General features: G+C 67.5%; 1 protein-coding gene. It reads right to left on the bottom strand.

The annotated features are described in order from the left end of the window. Window positions 1–1,054: efflux RND transporter periplasmic adaptor subunit (locus BSIN_RS02050; protein ID WP_089339363.1), on the bottom strand; the 1,054-nt coding region annotated here is incomplete at both ends.

Raw genomic sequence — 1,054 nt, 5'->3', positions numbered from 1 at the left:
GCCGCATCATCGCCGCCCGTCATCGGCACGAGATGCGCCTTCACCCGCTCGCCGGGCCGCACGCGCTGCGTGCCGTTCACGACGATCCGGTCCCCCGCCGACAATCCCCCAACGATCACCCGCTGATTGCCGTGCTGCGCGCCCAACTGCACCTCTCGATACGACACCCGCCCCTGTTGATCCACCACGAACACGAACTTCTTGTCCTGGTCCGTGTTGATCGCCGCATCATCGATCAGCAGCGCCGCATGCGGCGCGCTGCCGCCCACCTTCACCCGCGCGTACAAACCCGGCACCAGCACCCCGTCCGCATTGTCGAAGCGCGCACGCACCCGGATCGTCCCCGACGACGCATCCAGACGGTTGTCCACCGAGTCGATCACGCCCTGCCGCGAATAGCCGCTCTCGTTCGCCAGCCCCAGCTCCACCGGCACCTTGCGCCCATCCTTCGCACTGCCGATATATTGCAGATACGTCTGCTCGTCCGCGTCGAACGACGCGTAGATCGGCGACACCGACACCAACGTCGTCAGCGGCGCGGCCGACGCCCCCGCCGACACCACGTTGCCCACCGTGATCTCCGCACGCGACACCCGCCCCGACACCGGCGCAACGATCCGCGTGTAGCCCAGATTGATCTGCGCCGCCTCCAGCGCCGCCTGCGCCGCCTTCAGGTTCGCGATCGCCTCGCGCGCGCCATTCTGCTTCTCGTCGTAATCGCGCTTGGCGATCGCGTTGTCGGTGATCAGCCTCTGCGCGCGCTGCCAATCGCTTTGCGCGTAGCCGTTGCGCGCCTGCGCCGCCGCCAGCTGCGCCGCCGCCCGGTCAACCTCCGCCTGATACGGCCTCGGATCGATCACGAACAGCACGTCGCCCTTCTTCACCAGCGCGCCGTCCTTGAAATTCACCGACACGATCGTGCCCGACACCTGTGGCCGGATCTCCACCTTCTCCACCGCCTCCAGACGCCCCGAATAGCTCTGCCAATCCGTCACCGTCTTCGACAGCACCCCAGCCACGTCCACTTCCGTCAGCGGCGCCTGCGCTTTGTCGG

Source organism: Burkholderia singularis (genome assembly GCF_900176645.1).
In the GTDB taxonomy this organism is placed as follows: Bacteria; Pseudomonadota; Gammaproteobacteria; order Burkholderiales; family Burkholderiaceae; genus Burkholderia; species Burkholderia singularis.
The sequence above is the reverse complement of the archived record's forward strand: the minus strand, read 5'-3'. Positions and strand labels throughout refer to the sequence as shown.